General features: G+C 65.5%; 24 protein-coding genes. 7 read left to right on the forward strand and 17 right to left on the reverse strand.

The window, feature by feature from the left end; all coding sequences use genetic code 11:
- Positions 1–40: 40 nt before the first annotated feature.
- From EN786_RS21170 to EN786_RS21225, 12 genes are all read right to left on the reverse strand, one after another.
- Entirely contained in the window at positions 41–472 is a 432-nt protein-coding gene (locus EN786_RS21170; protein WP_127309342.1) for a hypothetical protein, read from the reverse strand.
- Positions 473–479: 7 nt separating this feature from the next.
- The gene (gene ptsP / locus EN786_RS21175) at positions 480–2,054 is read right to left on the reverse strand and encodes a phosphoenolpyruvate--protein phosphotransferase (RefSeq protein ID WP_189340305.1); all 1,575 of its coding nucleotides are present in this window, start codon (positions 2,052–2,054) and stop codon (positions 480–482) included.
- A gap of 41 nt (positions 2,055–2,095) precedes the next feature.
- Entirely contained in the window at positions 2,096–2,398 is a 303-nt protein-coding gene (locus EN786_RS21180) for an HPr family phosphocarrier protein (RefSeq protein ID WP_127287337.1), read from the reverse strand.
- A 19-nt stretch (positions 2,399–2,417) separates the two neighbouring features.
- On the reverse strand, positions 2,418–2,807 hold the full coding sequence (gene dhaM / locus EN786_RS21185) for a dihydroxyacetone kinase phosphoryl donor subunit DhaM (RefSeq protein ID WP_127287338.1): 390 nt from the start codon (positions 2,805–2,807) through the stop codon (positions 2,418–2,420).
- Entirely contained in the window at positions 2,804–3,406 is a 603-nt protein-coding gene (dhaL, locus tag EN786_RS21190) for a dihydroxyacetone kinase subunit DhaL (RefSeq protein WP_127309344.1), read from the reverse strand. The genes dhaM and dhaL overlap by 4 nt, the downstream gene beginning before the upstream one ends.
- Before the next feature lie 10 nt (positions 3,407–3,416).
- Positions 3,417–5,060 carry a dihydroxyacetone kinase subunit DhaK gene (locus tag EN786_RS21195; protein WP_135908822.1) on the reverse strand — a complete coding sequence of 548 codons (1,644 nt, stop codon included), beginning with the start codon at positions 5,058–5,060 and terminating at the stop codon, positions 3,417–3,419.
- Between the two features lie 65 nt (positions 5,061–5,125).
- Positions 5,126–6,139 (reverse strand): ABC transporter ATP-binding protein, encoded by a 1,014-nt coding sequence (locus EN786_RS21200; RefSeq protein WP_127311620.1) that lies wholly within the window; start codon positions 6,137–6,139, stop codon positions 5,126–5,128.
- The gene (locus EN786_RS21205) at positions 6,132–7,238 is read right to left on the reverse strand and encodes an ABC transporter ATP-binding protein (RefSeq protein ID WP_127311619.1); all 1,107 of its coding nucleotides are present in this window, start codon (positions 7,236–7,238) and stop codon (positions 6,132–6,134) included. Before EN786_RS21205 ends, EN786_RS21200 begins: the two co-directional genes overlap by 8 nt.
- 4 nt (positions 7,239–7,242) lie before the next feature.
- Positions 7,243–7,446 (reverse strand): hypothetical protein, encoded by a 204-nt coding sequence (locus EN786_RS21210; protein ID WP_127311618.1) that lies wholly within the window; start codon positions 7,444–7,446, stop codon positions 7,243–7,245.
- A gap of 217 nt (positions 7,447–7,663) precedes the next feature.
- Positions 7,664–8,614, reverse strand: a complete 951-nt coding sequence (locus EN786_RS21215; protein WP_127286270.1) for a carbohydrate ABC transporter permease — start codon at positions 8,612–8,614, stop codon at positions 7,664–7,666.
- Positions 8,611–9,558 (reverse strand): sugar ABC transporter permease, encoded by a 948-nt coding sequence (locus tag EN786_RS21220; protein ID WP_135908848.1) that lies wholly within the window; start codon positions 9,556–9,558, stop codon positions 8,611–8,613. Before EN786_RS21220 ends, EN786_RS21215 begins: the two co-directional genes overlap by 4 nt.
- A 218-nt stretch (positions 9,559–9,776) precedes the next feature.
- Positions 9,777–11,108, reverse strand: coding sequence for an ABC transporter substrate-binding protein (locus EN786_RS21225; RefSeq protein ID WP_127311667.1), 1,332 nt, complete (start codon positions 11,106–11,108; stop codon positions 9,777–9,779).
- A 432-nt stretch (positions 11,109–11,540) separates the two neighbouring features.
- Between EN786_RS21225 and hrpB the strand changes: the two genes are divergently transcribed.
- From hrpB to nhaA, 4 genes are all read left to right on the forward strand, one after another.
- Positions 11,541–14,003 (forward strand): ATP-dependent helicase HrpB, encoded by a 2,463-nt coding sequence (hrpB, locus tag EN786_RS21235; protein ID WP_135908824.1) that lies wholly within the window; start codon positions 11,541–11,543, stop codon positions 14,001–14,003.
- A 33-nt stretch (positions 14,004–14,036) separates the two neighbouring features.
- A complete protein-coding gene (locus EN786_RS21240) occupies positions 14,037–15,359 on the forward strand; it encodes an ActS/PrrB/RegB family redox-sensitive histidine kinase (protein ID WP_127311439.1) in 1,323 nt (440 codons plus the stop codon).
- 119 nt (positions 15,360–15,478) lie between these two features.
- The gene (locus EN786_RS21245) at positions 15,479–16,042 is read left to right on the forward strand and encodes an ActR/PrrA/RegA family redox response regulator transcription factor (protein ID WP_127283968.1); all 564 of its coding nucleotides are present in this window, start codon (positions 15,479–15,481) and stop codon (positions 16,040–16,042) included.
- Positions 16,043–16,418: 376 nt separating this feature from the next.
- Positions 16,419–17,612 (forward strand): Na+/H+ antiporter NhaA, encoded by a 1,194-nt coding sequence (gene nhaA, locus EN786_RS21255; RefSeq protein WP_127311438.1) that lies wholly within the window; start codon positions 16,419–16,421, stop codon positions 17,610–17,612.
- Positions 17,613–17,864: 252 nt separating this feature from the next.
- Here nhaA and EN786_RS21260 read toward each other — a convergent pair whose 3' ends face one another.
- Positions 17,865–18,365: an MmcB family DNA repair protein gene (locus tag EN786_RS21260; protein WP_187331495.1), complete on the reverse strand. Its 501-nt coding sequence runs from the start codon at positions 18,363–18,365 to the stop codon at positions 17,865–17,867.
- A 109-nt stretch (positions 18,366–18,474) separates the two neighbouring features.
- Between EN786_RS21260 and EN786_RS21265 the strand changes: the two genes are divergently transcribed.
- Together EN786_RS21265 and EN786_RS21270 are read left to right on the forward strand one after the other, a co-directional pair.
- A complete protein-coding gene (locus EN786_RS21265) occupies positions 18,475–18,699 on the forward strand; it encodes a hypothetical protein (protein WP_127311437.1) in 225 nt (74 codons plus the stop codon).
- 238 nt (positions 18,700–18,937) lie between these two features.
- Positions 18,938–19,276: a hypothetical protein gene (locus EN786_RS21270; RefSeq protein WP_127283970.1), complete on the forward strand. Its 339-nt coding sequence runs from the start codon at positions 18,938–18,940 to the stop codon at positions 19,274–19,276.
- 189 nt (positions 19,277–19,465) lie between these two features.
- On the opposite strand, the gene cueR is transcribed toward EN786_RS21270, so the two are convergent.
- Positions 19,466–19,885, reverse strand: a complete 420-nt coding sequence (gene cueR / locus EN786_RS21275) for a Cu(I)-responsive transcriptional regulator (RefSeq protein ID WP_127283971.1) — start codon at positions 19,883–19,885, stop codon at positions 19,466–19,468.
- Positions 19,886–20,108: 223 nt separating this feature from the next.
- Between cueR and EN786_RS21280 the strand changes: the two genes are divergently transcribed.
- A complete protein-coding gene (locus tag EN786_RS21280) occupies positions 20,109–20,726 on the forward strand; it encodes a L,D-transpeptidase (protein ID WP_127283972.1) in 618 nt (205 codons plus the stop codon).
- A 145-nt stretch (positions 20,727–20,871) separates the two neighbouring features.
- On the opposite strand, the gene EN786_RS21285 is transcribed toward EN786_RS21280, so the two are convergent.
- The 3 genes from EN786_RS21285 to trpS all read right to left on the reverse strand — a co-directional run bounded on the left by EN786_RS21285 (position 20,872) and on the right by trpS (position 23,276).
- Complete coding sequence (locus EN786_RS21285; protein WP_127283973.1) at positions 20,872–21,441, reverse strand: NifU family protein; 570 nt, start codon at positions 21,439–21,441, stop codon at positions 20,872–20,874.
- Between the two features lie 173 nt (positions 21,442–21,614).
- Positions 21,615–22,106, reverse strand: a complete 492-nt coding sequence (locus EN786_RS21290; protein WP_127283974.1) for a universal stress protein — start codon at positions 22,104–22,106, stop codon at positions 21,615–21,617.
- A gap of 102 nt (positions 22,107–22,208) precedes the next feature.
- The gene (gene trpS / locus EN786_RS21295; protein WP_127283975.1) at positions 22,209–23,276 is read right to left on the reverse strand and encodes a tryptophan--tRNA ligase; all 1,068 of its coding nucleotides are present in this window, start codon (positions 23,274–23,276) and stop codon (positions 22,209–22,211) included.
- Between the last annotated feature and the right edge of the window lie 50 nt (positions 23,277–23,326).

A 23,326-nucleotide genomic window follows, 5' to 3' on the forward strand; every position in this document is an offset into this window, starting at 1 on the left:
TTCCGAACGGAAAACCGCTGCTTTTCCTGGAATTGCTTGGTTAGCCGCTGCCCTTGCCGGCGATGCTGGTGATCTTCTGGATGAAGTCGTTGATCGCCCGGTCGAGCGCCGCATTCTGTTTGTCGTCGCCGAAATCCGGCACGATGAGCGAGACATGGCGCGTCTTGCGCAGGCCGGAGGCCGCCGACATCTTGCCCGGATGCGCCTGGTGATAGGCGGTGAGGAACTGGTCGCGCTCGGCCGGGCTGAAATGGCAGACGGAAAAGATCGAAGGCAGATGCTTTGACGGGATCGGGATCGAATAGGCCGGGCTGGAGATCTGGGTGACGAAGCTGCGATGCTTGCCGAGCGCGTCCGCCAGCCGCTGGCGCATGCCGGACGGCCGCTGGTCGATGACGTGCGACAGGATCGTCTTGTAGGCGCGGATCGCCTCTTCCGAGCCGGCTTCGGGTATCTTCTCCGCCTCGGCCATGCAGCGCCTAGACCGGGACTTCCGCAATGGCCGCTTTCGCCATTGCGAGTTGGGCTGGGGCGACCGAGAGGTCGCGCAGGCCGGTTTCGAGCAGCGCCGGGATGGCGGCCGGATCGCCGCCGGCATCACCGCACAGGCTGACCGGGATCTCCGTCTCGCGTCCGAAGCGCACCACCGCTTCCATCAACCTAAGAACCGCCGGATGCCGAACCGAGTTGAGGTAGGTGACGGCGGCATTGTCTCGGGCCGCCGCCATCACATATTGCGTCAGGTCGTTGGAGCCGATCGAGAAGAAGGCGACGTTTGCGAAAGCCTCCGGCGCAATCGCCACAGAAGGCACCTCGACCATGATGCCGAGCGGCGGCATCGTGTGCGCGACGCCGCGCGCGGCGAGGCTCGCCTGCTCCTCCGCGAACAGCGCGGCGGCCTGGCTGTATTCCTCGGGCGTGGCGATCATCGGAAACATGACCTTCAGATTGCCGTGGATGGCGGCGCGCAGCAATGCCCTGATCTGCACCCGGAAAATGTCGCGCCGCTTGAGCGACAGCCGGATGCCGCGCAGGCCGAGAAAGGGGTTGGTCTCCGCGACGGTGAAGCCGGCAACCGGCTTGTCGCCGCCGGCGTCGACGGTGCGGATGGTCACCGGCTTGCCGCCTGCCCATTCCAGCACCTTGCGGTAGGCATGATACTGCGTCTCCTCGTCGGGAAGCGTCTTGCCGAACAGGAACTCCGTCCGCATCAGCCCGACGCCGTCGCAGGTCGAGATGTCGATGCCGTCGACATCGGAAGGGTTGGCGATGTTGACCTGCACGCGCACGGCGGTGCCCGCCTTGGTCACCGCCGGCCGGGTCAGGAAAGACTGCGCCGCGCCCTGGCGCGCGGCGAAGGCGGACGATGATTGCCGGAAGGCGTCGATCTCGGCCGGTGATGGCGAGAGCACCATCGCGCCATGCTCGGCATCGAGCAACGCCATGCCTGCTAGGCTGGCCGGGAAGGTGCCGAGCCCGACCACCATTGGCACGCCGCGCGCACGCGCCAGCATGGCGACATGGCTGGCGGTGCTGCCGGCCCTGAGCGCGATGCCGCCACCGGCGCTCCAGTCGATTTCGAGGAAGCGCGTCGGCGCGACGTCCTCGCCATGGAAGATGGCGCCGAGGGGTGCCGTGGGTTCTCCGTCCTCGCTCAGCGCACGCAGGACCTGGTCGCGTATGTCGCGCAGATCAGCGGCGCGCGCACGGAAATAGTCCTGGTCTGACGCGTCGTAGCCGGCGATTTCGGCGTCGAGCGCCGCCCGCCATGCGACATCGGCGGCCTGGTCGGCGCCGATCGAGGCGAAGGCCGGCGCGCTCAGCGCATCGTCCTGCAGCATGGCGATATGGAATTCCAGGATGCCGGCGGCATCGCCGTCGGCGGTTTCGATCATTGCGCTGAGCCGGCTTACCGCCTTGCCGATCGCGGTCTCCAGCGCCGCAATCTCCTCCACCGCGCTCGACTTGCTTGTGTAGGCGGCAGGCGGCCGGTCGAGATCGAACAGCGGCCCTTCGGCATAGCCGGCGGAAGCCGGGATACCCTCAATGCGCATCGTCCGCATTCCTTGCGGCCGGACGGACATGCAAGTCGGTCTCAAGCGGACCGGGCATGGTCCGCATCCTCGTCGAAATCGCGCTGCACCAGGTCGACCAGCGCGTCGACCGCCTCGCTCGCGCGGTCGCCCTTGGCCCGGATGTGCAGCAGCGTTCCCTTAGGCGCCTTGGCCGCCATCACCTTGACGATGCTCTTGGCGTCGAACCAGGGGCCGTTGGCGGCGACGGCAACCTCGACCTCGGCCGCGAACGATTTGGCGAGCTTGGTGAACTTCACCGAAGGGCGCGCGTGCAGACCCACGGTGTGGGTGATCAGGACGGTGGCTTCGGCGGATGCGGACATTCAGTCGGTTCCCGTTCATTCACGACGGCGACAATTCATGCGCCGTCGCCACCACTTCCTTGAGCGAGGCGCCGCCGGACGCTTCCGTCGCCGCCATCACCGCGCCCTCGACGATCGGCGCGTTGCAGACCACGATCTTATGCGAGCGCGGCTCGCCGATCATCTCGACCGCCATCTCTGAGTTAGTCTCGGCGCCGCCGAGATCGACGAGGATGGCGACGCCTGCCTCCGACCATGCCTTTTCGATCGCGCCCATGATCGCCTCGACGCTGGTGCCGAGCCCGCCATGGCCGTTTCCGCCGCACCATGCAAGCGGCACTTCGTCACCCACCATCTGGCGCACCATGTCAGCCGTGCCCTCGGCGACCAGCGGCGAATGCGACACGATGACGATACCGACATTGCTCATTGGTGGTCCTCGACGGCTTCAGCGATTGCGCGCACCAGCAGCGCGGTCGAGCGCGCCCCGGCGTCCATATGCCCGATCGAGCGGTCGCCCAGGAAGGAGGCCCGCCCGCGCAACGCCTTCATCGGCACGGTGGCGTCCGCCGCCCTGTCGGCGACATCGGCGATCTCCTTGCCGGTTCTGCCTTGCGCCAGCGCCTCATACACCGGCTGCAGCACGTCGAGCATGGTTTTTTGTCCCGGCTGCGATTTGCCGCGCGCCGCAACCGCCTCGATGGCCTTGCCCAGCGCCGCCGTCAGCCCGTCGCGGTCCGGCGTAGCGGGCAATTCCTTGCCGAGCGCCATGAACAGCGTGCCGAACAAGGGGCCGGATGCACCGCCAACCGTCATCACCAGCTTGGTGCCGACCGCCTTCAACGCGTCGGGCAGCGGCTTTGCCGCGAAAGCGTCCGCCTCGGCGCGCACGGCCTCAAAACCGCGCTTCATGTTGAGCCCATGGTCGCCGTCGCCGATCGCCTGGTCGAGCGCGGTTAGTTCTTCGGCATGCGCCGCGATCGTGTCCGCCGCCGCCGCGATCAAGCTGGAGAAATCGGATGCGGCCATTCTCTGTCCTTCAAGCCGGGGCGAACATGGCGGCAACGGCCGCGAACACTTCCGCTACAGCAAAGGCGCCGGGATCGGCGACGCCGTCAAGCTGCCGGCCGATATAGGCGGAGCGTCCGGCCTTGGCCTTGCGCATCGCGGCCGTGGCCTCCGCGCCATGCCGCGCGGCCGTCGCGGCTGCTTCCAGCCCGCCCGTATCGAGCGCCTTGAGCGCCGGCTCCAGCGCATCGACCATGGTGCGGTCGCCGATCTTGGCGCCGCCGTAGAAGGTCATCCGGTCGAGGCCGGCGAGCAGCGCCTTGGGCAGAGTCGCGCCAAAACCCAAAGTCTGCGCCGCTGCGGTGAAGAAGATCGACAAAAGCACACCGCTCGAACCGCCCATCGCGGTCCCCAGCGTATCGCCGATTGCCGCCAGCGCTGCCGCCCGGTCGGCAAGCGGCAGCGTGTCCAGACGCTCGAGCACGCTGCGCGCGCCGGTCGCCACCGTCGACCCGGTATCGCCGTCGCCGGCCTTGGCGTCTAGCCCGTTCAAGGGCTCCTCCAGCGAGATCAGCTTCTCGCAAACGACGGTGATCAACCGCTCGGCGGCGGCGTCGCGACTCGCCGCCTTCGCGGTGGCGTGAACCGCCGGCTTGGCCGCCGCCACGACGAGCGGCTGGCGAACCGGCTTCGCCGGCAGCCAGGCATGCGGACCGACCGGCGCCAGCAGCGCCGCCTCGCGTTCGGCATCGAGCCTGATCAGCGACAGCGAGAAGCCGTTCATGTTGAGCGCGGTCATCAGATGGCCGGGACCCATCGTCAGCGTCACCGCCTTGGCCAGCGGCGAGGCGAGCACCGCATTGGCGATCAGCGACATTTCGAGCGGCGGCACCGATCCGAGATTGTTGATCAGCAGCGCGTAGCGGCTGCCGGCATCGAGCCGCGCGGCGAGGCGCTCGGCCATGATGGCGACGAGTGAGCTGGCGCTCTGCAAGGCGATGCGCTCGACGCCCGGCTCGCCATGGATGCCGAGGCCGAGTTCGCCGTCTTCGGCGCCGAAGCGGTCTTCATGCGCCTGTCCGGGGATCGAGCAGGAGGAGAGCGAGATGCCGAGCGAAAAAATGTCCTTTGCCGCCGCCCGCGCTGCCGCTGCTACCGACACCAGGTCACGGCCGGTTTCGGAAAGATGCCCAGCTATCTTGTGGACGAACAGCGTGCCGGCGACGCCGCGTGGCTGCGCGATGTCGGGCAGCGCGATGTCGTCGCCGACGATCACCATCTCGACCGCAAAGCCTTCGACGCGCGCCTTCTCGGCCGCGAGGCCGAAATTGAGCCGGTCGCCGGTGTAGTTCTTGACGATCAGCAGACAGCCGGCCGGCCCGGTCGTGGCGCGGATCGCCGCCAGCACCGCCTCGACGCTCGGCGAGGCGAAGATCTCGCCGGAGACTGCCGCCGTCAGCATGCCGGCGCCGACGAAGCCGGCATGCGACGGCTCATGCCCGGCGCCGCCGCCGGAAACCACGCTGACCTTGGTCTTGTCCCAGTCGGCGCGCAGCACGACCTTGATCTCCGGATAGCCGTCGAGGCGCGCCAGCGTGCCGGAGCCCGCGGTGGCGAGAAAGCCGTCCAGCGCTTCGGTGACGATCGAGTCTTTGCGGTTGAAAAAGTGCTTCATGGATTTCGTCCAGTCCGTATCTGCGGTCGTCAATAGGTGTTTGGCGAATGTTGCGATCGAGCCAGCTACGTCAGCCGCTGTCCGTCCGAACCGAAATAAAGCGGCGTGCGATAGCGGATCGTCACCAGGTCTCCCCTCTCGAGCGGCGTGTCGGGATCGGTCAGCGTCACCAGTTTCTTCGGCCCGACCGTCACATGCAGATGGTTTTGGTCGCCGAGATGCTCGACCCAGTCGACGACGCCGTCGGCATGGCCGTTCGCGGCCTTCTCGATCGACAGGTGTTCGGTGCGCGCGCCTATCGTCCTGGTACCGGTTGGCGCGCCGCCATCCGGCAGCAGCCCTGCAGGCAGAAGGTTGATCGCCGGCTGGCCGAGGCGGGCGGCGACATGAAGGTTTGCCGGCTCCGAATAGATGGCGCGCGGCGTGCCGATCTGCACCAACTCTCCTTCCGAGAGGATGCCGATGCGGTCGGCCATGGTCATCGCCTCGATCTGGTCGTGCGTGACATAGAGCATGGTGGCGCCGAGTTCGGACTGGATGCGCTTCAACTCGAGCCTGAGATCCGCGCGCAGCTTGGCGTCGAGCGAAGACAGCGGCTCGTCCATCAGATAGATGGACGGCTTGCGCACCAGCGCCCGGCCGATGGCGACGCGCTGCATCTCGCCGCCGGAGAGCTTGGTCGAGCGGTTGTCGAGTTTGTGGTGGATGCGCACCAGCCTGGCCACCTCCTCGACGCGGCGTCGCACCGCGTCCTCGCTGAGCTTGCGGGCCGGCGAGCGCAGCGGGAAGGCGAGGTTGTCGAAGACCGAGAGGTGCGGATAGAGCGAATATTGCTGGAAGACGAAGGCCGTGTCGCGCTCGGCCGGCGACAGCACCGTGGCGTCGCGGCCGGCGATGTGGATCGTGCCGCTATCCGGCCGCTCCAGCCCGGCGACCAGCCTGAGCGTCGTCGTCTTGCCGGCGCCGGTCGGGCCGAGCAGCACGACGAACTCGCCGTCCTTGATCTGCAGGTCGAGATTGTCGACGGCGACGGTCTCGCCAAAACTCTTGCTCACGCCCTTGATGTGCACGTCAGCCATGGCGCGCCTCCGCTGCCTTGTCATACATGGCGGTCTTCACCGCGCGGCCCGAGCCCTTCTCGAACAGCGACAGCCGAGCGCTGCTGAGCGACAGGCCGACCGGCTCGCCCGGATTGAGCCGGATCTCGGCCGGCACCCGCGCCTTGATGATGCCGTCCGCCGTCTCCACCGCCACGATCTGCGTGGTGCCGAGATATTCGGTGCCGTAGATGGCGCCGCGCAATTTCGAGGTCTCGTCAAAGCGGATGTGCTCGGGGCGGATGCCCAGCGCCATGTCGGCGGGTGCGATGTCCTCGCGCACCTCCGGCACGGTGACCTTGGCGCCCTGCACGAGTATCTCCTTCGCGCCCTTGGCAAGGCCGCCGCCGAACCTGAGGAAATTCATCGGCGGCGAGCCGATGAACTCGGCGACGTACATCGTCGCCGGGCGGTCGTAGATCTCGCGCGGGGTCCCGAACTGCTCGATGATGCCGTGGTTCATGACGGCGATCTTGTCGGCCATCGACATCGCTTCCATCTGGTCGTGCGTGACGTAGACGGTGGTGGCGTGGATGCGGCTGTGCAGCTCGCGCAGTTCATGCACCATCAGATCGCGGAACTCGGTATCGAGGGTGCCGAGCGGCTCGTCCATCAGGAAACATTTCGGCCGCCGCACGATGGCGCGGCCGAGCGCGACGCGCTGGCGGTCGCCGCCGGCAAGGCCGGAGACCGATTTGTTGAGCAAATGATCGATGCGGAGCAGCTTCGCCGTCTCCTCCACCCGCTGGCGGATCTCGGCCGAAGGCATGCCTTGCGCCAAGAGCGGGAAGCCGATGTTCTTGCGCACGTTCATGTGCGGGTAGAGCGCGAAGAGCTGAAAGACGAAGGCGATGTCGCGCTCCCGCGCCCGGCGCATGGTGACGTCCTCGCCGCCGAGCAGGATCTTGCCGCCGGTCGGCAACTCAAGCCCGGCGATCATGCGCAAGGTCGTGGTCTTGCCGCAGCCCGACGGCCCCAGCATGACGAAGAACTCGCCGTCCTCGACGACGAAGTTGGAATCCTGCACGGCGACGAAATCGCCGAAGGCTTTCCTAAGATGTTGGACGCGGATTTCGGCCATCGTCCTACTCCGGGAATTTCGAGACGATGATGAACATCAAGGTGCCTGCAAGCATGGTGATGAAGGAATAGGTGTAGAGCGACAGCGCGAAGGGCTGGAACAACATCAGGAAGCCGATGGCGATGATCGCCGTGGCGATATTCTCCAGCATGCCGCGCCGCGCCCAGCGGGGCCATGAGGAGCGCTTGGAGACAACAGTGCGGCTCATGCGACACCCCCTTCCTTCTCCCCGTTCACGGGGAGAGATGGTTGCCAGGTGGTTCCCCCACTCCGTCGCTGCTTCGCAGCGCCACCTCTCCCCCCTCCGGAGGGAGAGGAAGGGACCCTCGCTGAATGAAGTTCGCGCCCTTCCTCTCCCCCGTCGATCGGGGGAGAGGTGTCGAGCGAAGCTCGACGGAGCGGGGGTCGACTTATTCCCACATCAATCATTTGCGCACCGCGCCGAAGGTGATGCCGCGCAGCAATTGCTTGCGGAGCAGGATGGTGAAGACCAGGATCGGCACCAGGAAGATCGTCGTGCCCGCGGCCACCGCCGGCCAGTCTTGGCCGCCTTCGCCGATGATGGTCGGGATGAAGGGCGGCGCGGTCTGGGCGGAGCCGGAGGTCAGCAGCGCCGCGAACGCGTACTCGTTCCAGGCGAAGATCAGGCAGAAGATGGCAGTCGCGGCGATGCCGGTCGTCGCCTGCGGCAGCACGGTGCGCCAGAAGGCCTGCAGGCGGGTATAGCCGTCGATCATCGCCGCTTCCTCGTATTCGCGCGGGATCTCGTCGATGAAGCCCTTGAGCAGCCACACCGCGAGCGAGACGTTGACCGCCGTGTAGAGCAGGATCATGCCGAGCGCGGTGTCGGAGAGGCCGAGCTCGCGGTACATCAGGTAGATCGGGATGGCGACCGCGATCGGCGGCATGAAGCGCGTCGACAGGATGAAGAACAGAAGGTCGTCGGCTAAAGGCACCTTGAAGCGCGAGAAGCCGTAGGCCGAGAGCGTGCCGAGGAACACCGCGCAGAAGGTCGAGCCGAAGGCGATGATCAGCGAATTGACGAAGCGCGGCAGGAAGTTGGACGGGCCGGCGATCACCATGTTGCGCTTGCGCACGGTCTCGTCGCAGAAGCCGGTCGCCGGTCCGAGCGAGTTGATGTATTCCGGCGTCTGCCGGGTGCGCGTCGTGAACAGGTTGCAATAGCCCTCGATGCTCGGCTGGAACACGATCTTCGGCGGATATGCGATCGAATCCGGCGGCGTCTTGAAGCTGGTGGCGAAGATCCACAGCAGCGGCACGATCGAGATCAGCGCATAGGCGACGATGATCGTGCCGGCGACCAGCTTCGAATTCGCCGAGGGCGCGACGACGGAATGGGCTGATGTCAGGCTCATCTCTGCTTCACCTTGTTGAGCGCCTTGACGTAGATGTTGGCGAGGCCAAACACGGCGACGAAAAGGATGATGGCGAAGGCCGAGGAATAGCCGGTGCGCCAGCTCTCGAAGGCCTGCCGCTTCAGCGTGATCGACGCGACCTCGGTGGTCGAGCCCGGCCCGCCGCCGGTCAGGAGATTGACCATGTCGAACATCTTGAAGTTCTCGATGCCGCGGAACAGCACCGCCAGCATGATGAAGGGCAGCGCCATCGGCAGCGTGATCGACCAGAACTGCCGCCAGTTGGAGGCGCGGTCGACCTCGGCCGCCTCGTAGATGTATTCGGGGATCGAGCGCAGCCCGGCGAGGCAGATCAGCATCACGTAAGGCGTCCACATCCAGGTGTCGACGATGATGATCGACCACGGCGCCAGTTCGACGTTCGACAGCATCTGCACATTCGTCGGCGGAATGCCGGTGACGAAGGAGATGACGTAGGAGAACAGGCCGATCTGCGGTTCGTAGAGGAAGCGCCAGAAATTGCCGACCACCGCCGGCGACAGCATCATCGGCACCAGGATGATGGTTGTCCAGAAGGCATGGCCGCGGAACTTGCGGTCGATCAGCCAGGCCAGCGTGAAGCCGATTACCGTCTGCAGGAGGATGATCCAGAAGACGAAATGCGCCGTCGTCTGCATGGCGATCCAGATGTCCTGGTCGGTCAGGATGCGCTTGTAGTTGGCCAGGCCGAGATTCTTCACCACCTCATTGGGGCGGTTGGCCCGGAAGTTGGTGAAGGACAGATAGATCGCCCAGAACAGCGGGAAGATGTTGATGGCGAGCAGGAGCAGGATCGTCGGCGAGATGAACAGCCAGGCGAGGCCCTTGTCGCTGATGCCCCGGACCCGGCGGGCCAACGGCTCCGGCGTGGCCCGGGCAACGTTGTCCGCAGTCCGATTGAGCATGGTGAGTCCTGCTTCGGTCACTTGGATGTCTCGACGATGGAATTTATCTGAACTGCGTCCCGTGCCAAGGGCGGCACGGGACCACGAGCATGATGCCGAAAAGTGTGAAGCGGTTTTCGGACGACATCATGCTCACCCACTCTTTGGTCCGGAGCGGATGATTTCAGGTCTATTCGACCCGAAATCATCCGGCTCTGGGGCCAAGCTCGGGAGGAGCCTTACATCTTGCCGTCGTCCTGGAAGACCTGCGTCCAGTCCTTGACCAGTCCGTCGAGCGCGTCCTTGGCCGAACCCTGGCCGGCCACGACATAGTCATGGAAGCGCTTCTGCGAGGCCTGCAGCAGCGGCGCGTAGCTTGGCTCGGCCCAGAAATCCTTCACGATGGCCATCGAGTCGAGGAAGGTCTGCGCATAGGGCTGGCTGGCCGGGAACTTGGGATCCTTGACCACGGCGTTCAGGCAGGAAAAGCCGCCCAGCGACCACCACTTGGCCTGAACGTCCTTGTTGGCGAACCACTTGATGTATTTCAGCGCCGATTCCTGCTTGTCGGAATAGGAGACCACGGAGATGCCCTGGCCGCCGAGCTGGGCGAACTGATCGCCGTCCGGGCCCTTGGGATTGGCGAAGTAGCCGATCTTGTCGCCGCCGACATTCTCGTCCTTCTGCAGGCCGGGCCAGGTGAAGGCGAAGTTCATGTGCATCGCCACCTGGCCGGATTTGAAGGCATCGACGCCTTCGCCCATGTAGCTGTTGGAGGCGCCGGGCGGGGTGCAGCAATCATAGAGCGCCTTGTAGAACTCCAGCCCCTTCACCGATTTCTCGGAGTTGACGAAGCCTTCCATCTCGTAGGGCTTCTTCGGGTTCTCGTACTGGAAGCCGAAGCTGTAGAGCACATCCATGGCGCCCATGGTGATGCCTTCGGAACCGCGCTCGGTGTAGATCGAGGCGCCGTAGACGGTCTTGCCGTCGATCTCGCGCTTCTGGAAGAACTCGGCGATCTGCTTGAGCTGGTCGAAGGTCGCCGGCGGGCCGAGATCCCAGCCGTATTTCTCCTTGAATTCCTTCTGCAGTTCCGGCTTGGAGAACCAGTCCTTGCGGTAGGTCCAGCCGACGACGTCGCCCATTGCCGGCAAGGCCCAGTAGTTCGGCGTGTTCTTCGGCCATTCCGAATAGCCGACCACGGTCGCCGGCACGAAGTCGTCCATGCTGATCTTCTCCTTGTCGAAGAAGTCGTTCAGCTTGACGTAGTGGCCGTTCTCGGCCGAGCCGCCGATCCACTGGCTGTCGCCGATGATCAGGTCGCAGAGCTTGCCGTGCGAGTTGAGTTCGTTGAGGAAGCGGTCGGCGTAATTGGTCCACGGCACGAACTCGAACTTCATGCCGATGCCGGTTTCCTTGGTGAAGTCCTTGGACAGTTCCACGAGTGCGTTGGCCGGGTCCCAGGCGGCCCAGCAAAGCGTCAGGTCTTCCGCATGCGCGACGTTCGAGACGGCGGTCGACGCAAGCATCGCCGAGGCCAGACCCAACGTCAGTTTCATGGTCGATTTCATGCCTTCCTCCCATTTGCGAAACACGTCCGGATGACGGTTTCAAGAGCCCTCAAACCCCTCTCCTCCGGGGCCTAAACATGGCCACGCTTCAGCGCCGACGATGTTTAGTAATTTGTTTAGTAATGCTCGTTTTACTAAACAACGCAAGCGAATTCGTTGCTGCGTTGCAACATGGCGCGTCCGAGGCTTGAAATCGTTGGGAAATGGGTCGGCGGCCAGCGCAGCCGACCGGTCGTCAGCCGGCTATCGGTCGACCTTCGTGCTCACCGGCCTGCTGTCCAACCGGGTCGGCGTCGCCGCCAAAGACGCTCCATGGTGCGCGAGGAGGTGCGGCTGGGGACGGTCCGCTGGAACCCGTTTTCGCGCACCAGGCTTTGAGGCGCCGGCAGCGCGTTGTTGCGCGCCGGCTATCGGCGCTGATATGCGGGCGCGATGAGGACAAACCCTTTGCCGGAGCTTCCGGTCTCAGCCGTGCTGCCGGCGCTCGGGCAAGCGCTGGCGACAAAGAGCAGCGCCGTGCTGGTAGCGCCGCCCGGTGCCGGCAAGACGACGCTGGTGCCGCTGGCGCTGCTCGACGCGCCGTGGCTCGGCGCCGGCAGGATCGTGCTGCTAGAGCCGCGCCGGCTCGCCGCCCGCGCCGCCGCCCGCCGCATGGCCGAGCTGCTCGGCGAGGAGCCCGGCGGGACGGTCGGTTACGCGATGCGCATGGAGAACCGCACCTCGGCGCGGACGAAAATCCTGGTTGTCACCGAAGGTGTTCTCGCGCGCATGATCCTCGACGACCCGGAACTGCCGGGCGTCTCGGCGGTCATCTTCGACGAATTCCACGAGCGTTCGCTGGACGGCGATTTCGGCCTGGCGCTGGCGCTCGACGTGCAGGGCGCGTTGCGACCGGATCTGCGATTGCTGGTCATGTCGGCGACGCTCGACGGCGCGCGCGTCGCGAGACTGTTGTCCGGCGCGCCGGTGATCGGGAGCGAGGGCCGCGCCTTCCCGGTCGACATCCGCTATCACGAGCGGGCGCCGGGCATCGCGATCGAGGATGCCATGGCCAGGGCGATCCGCTCGGCGCTTGCCGACGAGAGCGGCAGCCTGCTTGCCTTCCTGCCCGGCCAGCGCGAGATCGACCGCACCGCCGAGCGGCTGCGGGACCGCGTCGCTGCCGACACCGACATCGTGCCGCTCTATGGCCAGCTCGACAACAAGACGCAGGACGCGGCGATCAGGCCGTCGCCGCCGGGCCGCCGCAAGGTGGTGCTGGCGACGTCGATCGCCGAGACCTCGATCACCATCGACGGCGTGCGCGTCATTATCGATTCCGGCCTGTCGCGGCTGCCGCGCTATGAGCCGGCCAGCGGCCTGACCAGACTGGAGACGGTGCGCGTCAGCCGGGCCTCGGCCGACCAGCGAGCCGGCCGCGCCGGGCGCACGCAGCCAGGTGTCGCCGTCCGGCTGTGGCGGGCCGAGCAGACGGCGGCGCTCCCTGCCTTCACGCCGCCGGAGATATTCGAGGCCGATCTTTCCGGCCTGCTGCTCGACTGCGCAGCCTTCGGCGTCGCCGATCCCACGAGCCTGGCCTTCCTCGATCCGCCACCGGTTCCGGCGCTCAACGAAGCGAGGGCCTTGCTGGTCGCCCTGCATGCCATCGACGACGCCGGGCGTCTCACCGACGCCGGTGCTGCCATGCGCAAGCTCGCGCTGCCGGTGCGCCTTGCCCATATGGTCGCCGAAGCCGCCGCAACCGGCCATGCGCCGGCGGCGGCCACCCTTGCCGTGCTGCTCACCGAGCGCGGGCTCGGCGGCGACGGCGCCGATCTCGAACGCCGTCTGATGCGCTTTCGCACCGAGAAGTCGCCGCGTTCCGTCTCGGCCCGCCAGCTTGCCGAACGGCTGGCAAGGCAGGCCGGCGGGGGAAGGAGCAGCGAACCGGCTTCCGCAGGCGCGCTCCTCATCCATGCCTGGCCGGATCGGGTGGCGCGAGCGCGCGGCGAGCGCGGCCGCTTCGTGCTGGCCAACGGCTCGGGCGCCATGCTCGACGCCGCCGATCCGCTGGCCGGCGAGACCTGGCTGGTCGTCGCCGATTTGCAGGGCAAGGCGCAGAATGCCCGCATCACCGCCGCGGCTACGGTCGACGAGGCCGACATCCGCGCCGCGTTAGCCGATAGTATCGAGACCCACCGCGAGACGAGCTTCGACCGCGACCGGCGCGCCGTGCGCGTGCGCGAGACAGCCCGGCTCGGCGCCATCACGCTGGCCGAACGCATGCTGCCGGCGCCGTCCGGCGCCGACGCGGATCGCGCGATCCTCGATGCCCTGCGCGAGCATGGCCTGTCGCTGCTCGACTGGGGCAAGGAGGCCGACACGCTGCGCCAGCGCCTCGGCTGGCTCAATCGCGGCCTCGGCGCGCCTTGGCCCGATGTGTCCGACGCCGCCCTTCTCGACCGTCTCGACGACTGGCTGCTGCCGTTTCTGACCGGCGTGGCATCCTTTGCCGCGATCAATTCCGGCGCCCTGTCGGCGGGCCTCACGTCATTGGTGCCGCACGATCTGCAGCGCAAGGTCGACGCGCTGGCGCCGACCCATTTCGATGCGCCGTCGGGCAGCCACGTGCCGATCCGCTATGACGGCGAATGGCCGGTGCTGGCGGTGCGCGTGCAGGAACTGTTCGGCCTCGACAGGCACCCGGCGATCGCCAATGGAACCGTGCCGCTGACGCTCGAGCTGTTGTCGCCGGCGCACCGGCCGATCCAGACGACGCGCGACCTGCGGGGCTTCTGGCGCGGCTCCTGGGCCGATGTGCGCACCGACATGCGCGGCCGCTACCCCCGCCATGTCTGGCCGGAGAACCCCCTCGCCGCCGCCGCCACCAGCCGCGCCAAGCCTAGAGGCACCTAGCCTTTCTGCGTGGCCGGCGATAATCGTAAGCCGATGATCAACATCCTGCGTTCACCAGACTTCCAGCAAAGCCAGCGGCTGCGCCTCAACACGCTGATCCGGCTGCGCTGGCTGGCCATCGTCGGCCAGAGCCTGACGGTGCTTGTCGTCGCCTACGGGCTGAAATTCCCGTTGTCGGTCAGTATGTGCTTCGCGCTGATCGCCTGTTCGGCGTGGATGAACCTGTGGCTGACCTTTCGCTATCCGGCGGCGCATCGGCTCACCCCGCTCTCGGCCTTCGTCATCCTGACCTTCGACAGCTTGCAGCTTGCCGGCCTGCTCTACATGACCGGCGGTCTCACCAATCCGTTCTCGGTGCTGCTGTCCGTGCCCGTCGTCATCTCGGCGGCGTCGCTGCCGCTGCGCCTCACCGCGGTGCTGGGCGCGCTGGTCATGGTGACGGCCACGCTGCTGGTCTTCTTCCACCAGCCGCTGCCCTGGTATGACGGCGCGCCGCTGGAAATGCCCTTCATCTACGTCGCCGGCATGTGGATGGCGGTGTTTTCCTCGATCGCCTTCACCGCCATCTACGCCTTCCGCGTCGCCGAGGAGGCGCGCCTGCTCGCCAACGCGCTCGCCGCCACCGAGCTCGTGCTGCAGCGGGAGCAGCATCTGTCGGCGCTGGACGGGCTCGCCGCCGCCGCCGCGCACGAGCTCGGCACGCCCCTCGCCACCATCACGCTGGTCGCCAAGGAGATGGAGAAGGCGCTCGGCGAGGATCAGAAATTCGGCGAGGACGTGAAACTGCTGCGCTCGCAGAGCGAGCGCTGCCGCGAGATCCTGAAGCGGCTAACCAGCCTTTCGTCCGAAGGCGAAGCGCATCTGTCGCGCTTGCCGCTGACCTCGCTGGTCGAAGAGGTGACTGCGCCGCATCGCGATTTCGGCATCTCGATCAAGCTGCGGCCGGGCGAGCGCATCGGCCCGGAGCCGGTCGGGCGGCGCAACCCCGGCGTCATCTACGGCCTGGGCAACCTTGTCGAGAACGCCGTCGATTTCGCCCGCAAGACCGTCACCGTCAGCTGGAGCTGGGACGACGCCGACGTCGTCTTCTCGATTACCGACGATGGGCCGGGCTTCCCGCCGGAGATCATCGACCGCATCGGCGAGCCCTATATGTCGACGCGCCAGGGCACCGAGGCCGGCGGCGGCCTCGGCCTTGGCCTGTTCATCGCCAAGACCTTGCTGGAGCGCTCCGGCGCGACGCTTGATTTCCGCAATTCGAGCGGGCTGGGCGAGGGCGCGGTGGTGCAGATATCCTGGCCGCGCGGCGTCTTTCTCAACCCCGAATCGTCCTCCAGCATGTTCGATACCGCCTGAAACCCGGCTTTAACCTGCATCGTGGCCTCATCGGTCCCCGTTGCAGGCGCGAAAAATTGGACAATAGTGGCGCGGAACTGTATCTGCGTAAGCTTAAGTCAGCAGGAATTCTGGACACCATGAGTGGAGACGAAACGACTGGCGCAATGGTTGAGGGCGAGGACACCTCGCTGCTCATCGTCGACGACGACAAGCCGTTCCTGACCCGGCTTGCCCGCGCCATGGAAACCAGGGGCTTCGCGGTCGATACCGCCGACAGCGTCGAGGAGGCGGTGGCCAAGGCGCGCGCCCATCCGCCGGCCTACGCCGTGGTCGACATGCGGCTCGGCGACGGCAACGGCCTCGACGTCATCGCCGCCATCCGCGAGAAGCGCGACGACGCCCGCGCCGTCATCCTCACCGGCTATGGCAACATCGCCACCGCGGTGACCGCCGTGAAGCTTGGCGCCATCGACTATCTTTCCAAGCCGGCCGACGCCGACGACGTCTTCGCCGCGCTCACCCGCACCTCCGGCGAACGCGCCGCGCCGCCGGAAAATCCGATGTCGGCCGACCGCGTGCGCTGGGAGCACATCCAGCGCGTCTACGAAATGTGCGACCGCAACGTCTCGGAAACCGCGCGCCGGCTGAACATGCACCGCCGCACCCTGCAGCGGATCCTCGCCAAGCGCGCGCCGCGGTGACTGGGAGTCCCAGACAGAGCCAGGGCAACAGCTCCGGAGTTTCCAACTTTTGGTGCAGGCTGCCAATTCTCGAAAGTTGGTGCCGCCCCTCACCTGCCTGCCGGCATCCTCTCCCCGTATAGTGACGGGGAGAGGGTGCGCTCTCATCCCCGATTTCGCCAATCTTCGGCGTTGCAGAATGGGCGCCGAGGCTGCGGCCAGCCCCTTCTCCCCGTCTCTATACGGGGAGAAGTGCCCGGCAGGGCGATGAGGGGCAGCGCCGGCGTTCGGAAAGGAGATGGGGCTTTGAAGCCGAACCGTTTGCCGGATCGATGCTTGCCCGGTCCTTGAAGTTTGCGCATCATCGCGCGGTGGACAGTGCATTAGGGAGGGCGACGTGCAGGATTTGGAGCAGCGGCCGAAATCCATCCTGCGCGAATTCCTCGACGGCGAGGCGGCCGGCGGCATCATCCTGATGGCGGCGGCGGCGCTTGCCCTCATCGTCGCCAACTCGCCGCTCGCCGGATCCTATTTCGCCCTCCTCCACGCCTATCTCGGGCCGCTCAGCGTCTCGCACTGGATCAATGACGGGCTGATGGCGGTGTTCTTTCTGCTGGTCGGCCTGGAGATCAAACGCGAGATGCTGGACGGTCAGCTCTCGACCTGGCCGCGCCGCGTGCTGCCTGGTATCGCGGCTGCCGGCGGCATGGTGGTGCCGGCACTGGTCTATGTCTTGATCAACCGCGACAATCCGGCCGCGCTCTCCGGCTGGGCGATCCCGACAGCCACCGACATCGCCTTCGCGCTCGGCGTGCTCTCGCTGCTCGGCAACCGCGTGCCGGCCTCGCTGAAAATCTTCCTCACCGCGCTCGCCATCATCGACGATCTCGGCGCCGTCATCATCATTGCGTTGTTCTACACAAGCGGTCTTTCGCTCGCTTATCTCGGCGCCGCCTTCGCGGTCATTGCCGCGCTCGTCGCGCTCAACCGCATGCGGGTGATGAACCTGATCCCCTATCTCGTGCTCGGCGCCGTGCTCTGGGTGCTGGTGCTGAAATCTGGCGTGCACGCGACGCTCGCCGGCGTGGCGCTGGCGCTCACCGTCCCGCTCGAGCGCGCCGCCGGCATCGGCGACGATATCGAACATTCGCCGCTGCACAGGCTGGAGCACGGCCTGCACAGACTAGTGCCTTTCATCGTCATCCCGATCTTCGGCTTCGCCAATGCGGGCGTCTCGCTCGCTGGCCTGAGCATGGCCGCCCTCGTCGAGCCGCTGACATTGGGCGTCGCCGCCGGCCTGGTGCTGGGCAAGCTGGTCGGCGTGTTCGGCTCGTCGGCGCTCGCCATCCGGCTTGGCCTCGCCGATTTGCCGGCCAATGCCGGCTGGCTGCACATGATCGGCATATCGCTGCTGTGCGGCATCGGCTTCACCATGAGCCTGTTCATAGGCCTGCTCGCCTTCGCCAGCGATGCAGCACTGCAAGACGCGGTCAAGGTCGGCATCCTCGCCGGCTCGCTGGTCGCCGCGCTGCTCGGCGCGGCAGTGCTGGTCATGGCGCCGGCGGGGGGTGTGGAGGAGGAAATCGAATAGCGCTTCGGGCTCCCGCCAACAGATGGGAAATTTCCAGCGTCGCGCTGCCCCTCATTGCCCTGCCGGGCATTTCTCCCCGTGAACGGGGAGAAAGAGGCTTGGGACCACGTCGGCGCTCAACTCCCGCCGCGCTGGTGATTGGCGAAATCCTGCGCGACGACGCCCCTTCTCCCCGTTCACGGGGAGAAGATGCCGGCAGGCAGATGAGGGGCGGCGCAAACGGTGGAAATTCATAGCAAGCGTAAGCGGCCGCTACTCGCTCTCGCCATCCAGCGCCGGCACGGAAACGCCGGCAAGCTCCGCCGCCAAAAGCCGCGCCGCGCCCGCCCGCGCGATCCGCAGCATCAGCGCCTTGCGCGTCGCCGCCGCCATCCGGTGCTCCGGCGCCTCGCGCAGGATCTCGGCGCCATAGCCGTCGGAGAGGATGAAGCCGCATTCCTGCGGAAAGATCTCCGAGGGCACACCGGGATGGGTAGCGAAGAAGAAGCGGTCGGAATGCAGCCGATAGTCCGGCCATTTGCGGTCGACGCGGAAATCCTCGATCGAGGATTTGATCTCGATGATCCAGATATCGCCCTGGCGGGTCAGCGCGACGAGGTCGGCGCGCCGGCCGGTTGCGAGGGACAGTTCCGGCAGCACATGCGCGCCCATTGCGGCAAGCAGCCGCTGCACCCCGCGCCGCACCAGCATGGCGCGCTCCGACTGGCGACCGTCGATCAAGGGGTTAAGGGGAATCGGTGAGATGATGGGCATGGCCGGCACCATGCCAGATTTTGTTCACGGTTTGAACCCGTCTTTAAGGGGCGATTATATATTTGACAAACCCGTCGCCTGATACGAGGTGCGCTGATATGAAAAGCGCATGAAACCCAGTAAGTATATGATGCGAGCCGTTATGGTCGCTTTGGAGCTTGCCCTAGTCTGGGTGGTTGCCCAATCCCTTTGGACGGGCAGGATTCCTCTCAAGGATCACCCCGTAGAGCGAGCACTTGACCCATTTACTTACTGGGTCGAGTTGGCCGTGATCACTTTCGCCATCATAACCCTGCCGCTCTGGATGCTCTACCGCGAGCGGCAGGAGCGCTAGGCCATGAGTTGGTTTGCTTTGGCAGTCGTCATTCTCGGCATCGGTATCCCGGCCATTCTGGCTGCGGTCTACTATTGGACAGATCTCGAAACCCGTAAGGGACGTGGGTGGAATTGGCTGCGAGGCAAGGGCTTTTAGCGCGCCGGCCCTGTCCCGTTCCACCGGATGAATCGGGCTTTACTCCGCCGCAACCTCATCCGCGCCGCGACCGGGAAGCGTCGACACCTTTGGCGACTGTATGTTCGACAGACTCATTGGAGGATCCCGGACTCCGCTGATAAGAAAGCGCATGCGAGGAAGCTTTTTCGACATCATCAGATTGGCGACGGCACTGGCGCTGGGTCTAACCGTAGGCGCTTGCCAGCGCTATGAAGACAGGCAAGCCTCATTTGAGATTTGTCACGCTGAAATGACAAAGGCTTTTCGCACCAGAACCCCGGATACCCAATCACAAGAGGCTAGTTTTGTTCGGGGCTGCATGGCAGCACTCGGGTTTGAAGCAGCACTCGCACCGAGCAGTCTGTGCACCGAAATCGACCTGACGGAGAACCTGAACTGCTATGCAGGCAGCGACTAACCCCGTTACCAGGCTATAGGGGGCGCGCCATGCCCCATCTAGACATTAGCCATCGTTAATGGTTGTGTCCGGTTGCATTCGCCGCTGGTGATTGCAACAGGTGGCAACCTGGCCCGCGTCTTCCCCTCTAAGGAATGACGCGGGTTCACCGCCTTGCCGCAGCGGGCGATCCTGTCGTGGCTGCGGCGATCAGTTCGCCGTTTTGCTGTGCTCGCCGTCCACGGTCAAGCCCGCCATGTCGTCCAGGATCGGGCAGTCCGGGCGGTGGTCGCCGTGACAGGCGTGGACCAGCGTCTGCAAGGTGGCGCGCATCGATTGCAGCTCGCGCACCTTCTCCTCGATCGCCCTGACATGGGCGGCGGCGATTTCGCGCACGTCGTGGCTGGCGCGGTCGCGGTCCTGGTAGAGCGCCATCAGTTGGCGGCAGTCGTCGATGGAGAAGCCGAGATTGCGGGCGCGGCGCAGGAAGGCCAGCCGGTGGATATCGTCGCCAGAATAGTCGCGGTAGCCGTTCTCGGCCCGCGCCGGCCGGATCAGGCCGATCTCTTCGTAGTAGCGGATGGTCTTGGCCGGCAGGCCGGACCGCTCGGCGGCGTCTCCGACATTCATGGCGCTCTCCTCAATCCGGACCCCAGTCGGAGGCCCCATTGATTTTGCTTCACAATCCTGTGAGCCCTGTTGCCGAAAAGACGCAGTTGTGCATCTACCGGCAGGTAAGGTCCTGCATATAGGCATGGCGCGCTTGGCAAGCAAAAGAAATGCCAGCATGAATGATTTCAGGAAAAGCGGCCGACTCGTGCCGCGATCAACGGGCTGGGCATCGGACCTATTCATGCGCTTGAAGTCTCTTGCAATCGTCGCTGCTTTGGCGATGTCGACCGCGATCAGTGGTTGCAGCACCATCGGCGCGCGACTGTTCACCAACGACTATGGCGCGGTCACCGATGCGGGTTATCAGTTGCCGCGCATCCCGATCGAGAAGGTTCCGTCGCGCTTCCACCGACAGGAAGTGGAGTACGACACCAGGGAAAAGCCGGGCACGATCATCGTCGATACCCAGAACAAGTTCCTCTACTTCGTCGAGAGTGACGGGCTGGCGATCCGCTACGGCATCGGCGTCGGCCGTGAAGGCTTCGAGTGGCACGGCACAGCGCGCATCGCGCTGAAGCGCGAATGGCCGACCTGGACGCCGCCCTCGCAGATGATCAAGCGCCAGCCGGAACTCGCCAAATTCGCTGGCGGCATGGATCCGGGCCTGAAGAACCCGCTTGGCGCCCGCGCCATGTACCTGTTCAACAAGGGCGGCGACATGGGCTACCGCCTGCATGGCAGCCCGGAATGGAATTCGATCGGCAAGGCGATGTCGTCGGGCTGCATCCGGCTGATGAACCAGGACATCATCGACCTCTACAACCGCACCTCTGTCGGCGCCAAGGTCATCGTGATGTAGGGACCACGATCCCCGTATTCGGGGGTCATGGCTCACCTGAAAAGTTGAGTACGCGGACCGTCTAGGCAACAAATGGACGTCCCAAAACAGAAAACCGGGCAATTCGGCCCGGTTTTTTGTTGCCTGCTGACGGAAGAGCTTACGCTTAAGCGACCTGCTCGACCTGCTGCACCTCGGGGACGAAGTGACGAAGCAGGTTCTGGATGCCGTGCTTCAGCGTCGCCGTCGACGACGGGCAGCCGGCGCAGGCGCCCTTCATGTGCAGGAACACGGTGCCGTTCTCGAAGCCGCGGAAGGTGATGTCGCCGCCGTCCTGGGCAACCGCCGGGCGCACCCTGGTGTCGAGCAGCTCCTTGATGGTGACGACCAGTTCCTCGTCGGCCTTGTCGTAGAATTCGCCGGTCTCGCTGGTCTCGGCCGCCGGGCCGGCCTTGGTCATGACCGGCGCGCCAGACATGAAATGCTCCATGATGGCGCCGAGGATCGCCGGCTTCAAGTGCTGCCAGTCGGGACCGTCCTTGGTCACGGTGATGAAGTCGTAGCCGAAGAAGACGCCGGTGACGCCGGGGATCTCGAACAGCCGGCCGGCCAGCGGCGAGGCGCTCGCCGCACTGTCGGCGTCGCGGAAATCGGCGGTGCCTTCGCGCAGCACTTCCTTGCCAGGCAAAAACTTCAGCGTTGCCGGGTTCGGCGTCGATTCGGTCTGGATGAACATGGCGGTCTCCATGCCCGTTTCGGGCGGATAGTTTGGAATGGTTCTAAATAGGCGCTATCGGCGGGACATTCAAGCGAAACGCGTCGCCGCAACGGCTGGCTGGCGGAATGTTTTTGCCAAGCCTCCGGTACATGGGGCGAGGCGTGTCGGCCTGACCTGAATATCGGCACGCCTCAAGCGAGGCTGTCGATTTCCTCATCCGACAGATTCTGCGGCACCACGGTGACCGGGATGGGGAAGGCGGCCCCCCTGCCGGCCACGGCGCTGACCAGCGGCCCGGGGCCTTCCTTGCCGGCGCCCGCCGCCAGCACCAGGATGGCGATGTCCTGGTCTTCCTCGATCAGCTTATGGATCTCTTCGGTCGGCTTGCCCTCGCGCACCACCAGTTCCGGCTCGATGCCGAGCTTCTGGCGCACCTTGTTGGCGTAGGTATCGAGCGCGGCGCGCGCCGTGGCGTTCGCCTCCTCGCGCATGATCTTCTCGACCCCCAGCCAGTGCTGGAAATCGTCCGGCTCGATGACATAGAGCAGCACCAGCACGCCGCTGGTGCTCTGCGCCCGCTTCGAGGCATAGGCGACGGCGCGCTCGCATTCCGGCGTGTCGTCGATGATCGCCAGGAACTTGCGGCGGTGGCCAACTTCACGGCTGAGACGTTTGGAGACCATGTCTGTCTGCTCGGTATCAATTCGGCCGCAATCTGCCACCGCCAAGGACCGGCGGCAAGCCGCCGGCCTTCATGGCGGTAGCGATCGACGAGATTGGATCGATCAGTCCTGCAACAGGCCGATGATGTCGCGCACCGTCCGCATCGTCGATTCCGCCAGCGCGCCGGCGCGCTCGCCGCCGTCCTTCAGCACCGCATCGACATAGGCGCGGTCGCCCTCGATGCGGCGCATCTCGCCGGCGATCGGCGCCAGCTTCTCCACCGCGAGGTCGGCCAGCGCCGGCTTGAACACCGAGAACTGCTGGCCGCCGAACTCCTTCAGCACGTCGGCCTTCGAGATTTCGGCAAGCCCGGCATAGATGCCGACCAGGTTTTCCGCCTCGGGACGGCTGGCCAGCCCGTCGACCTCGCCCGGCAAGGCTTCGGGATCGGTCTTGGCCTTGCGGATCTTCTTCGAGATGGTGTCGGCATCGTCGGTCAGGTTGATGCGTGACAGGTCAGACGGGTCCGACTTGGACATCTTCTTCGACCCGTCGCGCAGGCTCATGATGCGCGCCGCCGGTCCGCCGATCACCGGTTCGGTGATCGGGAAATAGCCGTTCACCGTCTCCTCGCCGACCTGCATCTCGACGCCGACGCCAAGTGCGGCGATGCGGTCGGAGAAGTCATTGTTGAATTTCTGGGCGATGTCGCGGGTCAGCTCGAGGTGCTGCTTCTGGTCCTCGCCCACCGGCACATGGGTGGCGCGGTAGAGCAGGATGTCGGCGGCCATCAGGCTTGGATAGGCGAGAAGGCCGAGGGAGGCGTTCTCGCGGTCCTTGCCGGCCTTGTCCTTGAACTGCGTCATCTTGTTCATCCAGCCGATGCGCGCCACGCAATTGAAGATCCAGGCGAGCTCGGCGTGCTGCATCACCCGCGACTGGTTGAAGACGATGTGCTTCTTGGGGTCGATGCCGGAGGCGAGGAAGGCGGCGGTGATCGAGCGGGTCTGGTCGGCAAGGTCGTCATGGACGAGCTGCGCCGTCAGCGAATGCAGGTCGACGACGCAATAGATGCAGTCGGACTGGTCCTGCAGCGCGACGAATTTCTTGATGGCGCCGAGATAGTTGCCGAGATGCAGGTTGCCGGTCGGCTGGACGCCGGAAAAGACGAGTGGCTTGAAGGCTGACATTTTTTCCTCATTGGCTTGTGGAGGGCCGTTTCGCGCGCGGCGAAAGTCTT

It is taken from the genome of Mesorhizobium sp. M4B.F.Ca.ET.143.01.1.1 (genome assembly GCF_004792275.1).
Lineage (GTDB): Bacteria > Pseudomonadota > Alphaproteobacteria > Rhizobiales > Rhizobiaceae > Mesorhizobium > Mesorhizobium abyssinicae.